This window comes from Affinirhizobium lemnae, assembly GCF_022968395.1.
Classification (GTDB): domain Bacteria; phylum Pseudomonadota; class Alphaproteobacteria; order Rhizobiales; family Rhizobiaceae; genus Neorhizobium; species Neorhizobium lemnae.
This window is the reverse complement of sequence record NZ_JALJQZ010000101.1, coordinates 1-3,265: the sequence shown is the minus strand read 5'-3', so window position 1 is coordinate 3,265 and position 3,265 is coordinate 1. Positions and strand designations below refer to the sequence as shown.

Here is a 3,265-nt window from a genome sequence, read left to right as displayed (position 1 = left end):
CTTGGTTTCGTCTCGGACGTCTGGAGCTGCCTCTTTACAAGAGCAAGCACAGCCGGCCGCCGCCCAAAGGGCGTCGTCACATTTCCCGTCTGCATATTCCTTCACCTTTCTTCAGGCAAAAGAAATCCGCTCACCAAAACGATGCCAAAGACTCTTGACTGGGATTCATGGAAATGCGATTCTCGATCTTGCTAGGAATTGAGAGAGGCTTCCATGACGGAAACGTTTTGGGGGCCTTTTTCTTTTGTCGCGGTCTCTCCTCTTGACCAATTAACGAGTGTCTCGATCACACCTCTTGGTGAGTTGGATCTGAACGATTGTTGTATTCGCTTAGAAGATCAGGCATTCGGTCCGCGAGCCAGCGCGCGAAAGCGCGTTCCTGCTTCGGGATTGAGACCGTAGTTCCAGCCGAATTACTCTTCATGCGGCCAAAAACTCGGTCACCCACGGCGAAGTCAACAATCTCTTCAGCTGGCTCCGTAGTCACTTTGTCGGCCGCCGAACTTGCAGCTCGTATCGCTTGGGTAATACGGCTGGAGCTGTCAGCGCCTCGAAACTCGACCGTGTCGATTATTTTACGAACACGTGCTGCGCCGCTCGGATCTTTCAGCAACTCGGCAAATGCGGTCCATTTCGGTCGACCAACTCCCTTTGCTCTTCCGATCGCAAGAATGATGTCTTCGGGAACCGCCTCCGTCACTCGAAAAAGATGCGATATTGCCGCTTCTGAAGCTCCCAAGATTGGGCACATGGCGCGATGAGAAAGGCCAGCACTTTTCAGCTGTACGGCCCACATTGCCTGCTCAATCCAGGTCAGGTTTTCCCGAACACCATTCTCGAGCGATTGCTCTTCAATCAACTGCCGATCGGAAAGTTCTCGAACATAGGCTCGAATCTTTATGGTCTCCGGGCGATCCGATTCTGCCATTATGGCCTTGATCGCTGCCCAACGACGGTAACCGTAGGCAAGCTGGTAATGATCCGCTTTCGTCGGATGCGGCCGAACAAGAACTGGAATTTTTTGGCCTTCACTTGCGATTGAAATCTTAAGCGCCTCGAGCTCTTTGGCCGCGTCCTCGTCGTTGTCAAAGCGATCTCTATAGGGGGAGCGGTCGATACGGTCAGGATCGAGTGAAATGACACTATCTTCTGTGAGCTGTGTCAGTGCCCGACCCACATTGGAAATGACAGGTGAAGAGTGCCGCCGCGCCAGCGAGGGCTTGTCGGACGCGTCCGACACCACAGGAGATTCCGTCCGGCTTTCGGCGGCCGCCATTCGCTGAAGGATGCTTTTCTTCATGTGCTACGTCCCCAAACTTGGTGAACGAGGTCGAGGATCTCGGAGTTAACTCGGTCAGCGCTCTCAATTGCGCGCTTCAACGCTTCACGACCGACCTCACCCGACTCAAGCTCGTATAGGGTCTTCTTCGCTACCGCTGCACCGGCGATTGCCGTGGATTCGAGCGCCTCCGCAACGAGTACATCATCACCAAACAATCGGCGCATGACTCCGGACATGTACTTCTGCGGCCCGTCATTCGGGTTCACGCGCGTGAGCAGGAAGCGGAAAAAGTCATGCTCAAATTTAGCTCCAAACTGCCCCAGCACCTCCGATAGATCGGAGATCATGATCAGGAACTGATTGCACGATGCAACGTCGAGCATCGCCGGGTGAACGGTAATAACTAAGGACGTGGCTGCATAAAGAGCAGCGAGTGTCGAGTATCCAAGGGACGGTGGGGTGTCGATGATAACGATATCGTATCGATCATCCACGCGGGCCAGGGCACTGCTTAACCGCTCGAAAAACAAACCCAGGTCATCTCTGGTTTTCGAGGTCAGATAGGACGGGGTATCAAACTCAAAGTCCATTAGCTCCAGATTGCCAGGAACTAGATCTACACCTGGGAAATAGGTTGGCCGGATCACTTCAGCGAGCGGCCGCCTCTCATTGTCATATCGAATGGCTGCATAGGCTGTCTGGTTCTCGCCGAGATCGAACTCGGGCTGAATACCAAATAGCGCAGTCATCGATGCTTGCGGATCAAGATCCAGACACAAGACCCGATAACCCTGAAGCCCTAGAAAATGTGCGAGATGGATAGAAGTGGTTGTCTTGGAACTACCACCTTTAAAATTCGCCGTAGCAATTACCTGAAGCTTTTCCCCTTTGCGACGATGCGGAAGCAGCTCGCCAGCTTCGTCAGGACGAAGTTCGGCCAAGAATCGCCTCAGTTCCTTGACCTGCTCTATCGTGTACGTTCGCCTATTGTTTTCTGCGCGCTCGGGCAAAGGCCCCTTCCCTTCCAGCGTCAACTGGCGAAGAGTACTTTCCGGAACCTTGAGTAGCCTCACTAGGTCAAGGGTTGAGAATGTCCGGCCAAATGTTTTTTGCGCAGAGGGTGGATAGACAGCTTCACGCATATCGTTCAGCTCCGCGGAGAGTTTCGAGGTGTAGACCTCGATCTTCGACGCAGTGTCTCTGACGCTCTGAGAAGCTGGCTGCAGCATTCAATCCTCTTGACGGTTCTGACCACTTTACGAGATCATTTCCGTCAGGAATGCCAGACTGACTCCGATTCTTCAAGGCGTTTTTCGTTAACAAGAAGTTAACGCATCAAGGATGCCCGACTTTACAGTTGTAAAGTTTTGGGTCGATGCGCATGAGGCCCGACATTTTTTGCTAGGGCCCCGACCCTGTGGAAGAGCTGAACTGTCGGAGATAGTCAGCAACTGCCTGAGCCTTCGCGGCGGCAGTGATGACTGCACGTGAATCCTGCTTCAGCACCTTGAGCCAGTTTTCAACGTAGGTCGCGGTGTTGTCTCGCGGATCATGCTCAATGCCAAGATCGGCGCAGACGAACGCGGCTGAGATTTCGGCAATAAGCTCCTCCATTGCGTAGGTCTCGCTCCCAAACCGCCCGCTAAGGTCACGATCAAGGCGTGATTTTGCGCCGCTCCAGTGCCCGAGCTCATGAAAAACCGTGCTGTAAAGATGAACCTCGCTGAGGAACCGACCGCGCTCCGGCATCTGGATGTCATCGGGGCCAGGCCGATAGCAGGCTTGCTTTCCGCCATAGGCTATCTTTGCGCCTGTGGCCCGAATGAAGGTTTCGACATGGTCGATGACCGGAACCGGCTCGATCGGCGCCGCCTCGGCCGGGCTCTTGAAGCGGTTAGGCAGGTTGTCGATCTGCTCGAGTAGGGTAGGCTGGCGGCGCCTCAATGAGGACGCGGCTCAGCCCCCCTCCGAACCGGACTTGCA

The 3,265-nt window shown here is 54.3% G+C and carries 2 protein-coding genes and 1 pseudogene; all 3 read right to left on the bottom strand.

Going from position 1 to position 3,265, the window contains the following annotated elements; translation table 11 throughout:
* Positions 1-286: 286 nt before the first annotated feature.
* Positions 287-1,300: a plasmid partitioning protein RepB gene (repB, locus tag MUU53_RS23055; RefSeq protein WP_037094802.1), complete on the bottom strand. Its 1,014-nt coding sequence runs from the start codon at positions 1,298-1,300 to the stop codon at positions 287-289.
* Entirely contained in the window at positions 1,297-2,511 is a 1,215-nt protein-coding gene (gene repA, locus MUU53_RS23050; RefSeq protein ID WP_037094805.1) for a plasmid partitioning protein RepA, read from the bottom strand. Before repA ends, repB begins: the two co-directional genes overlap by 4 nt.
* Positions 2,512-2,683: 172 nt before the next feature.
* Positions 2,684-3,202: pseudogene (locus tag MUU53_RS23045) on the bottom strand (ArdC family protein); the annotation flags it as partial.
* Between the last annotated feature and the right edge of the window lie 63 nt (positions 3,203-3,265).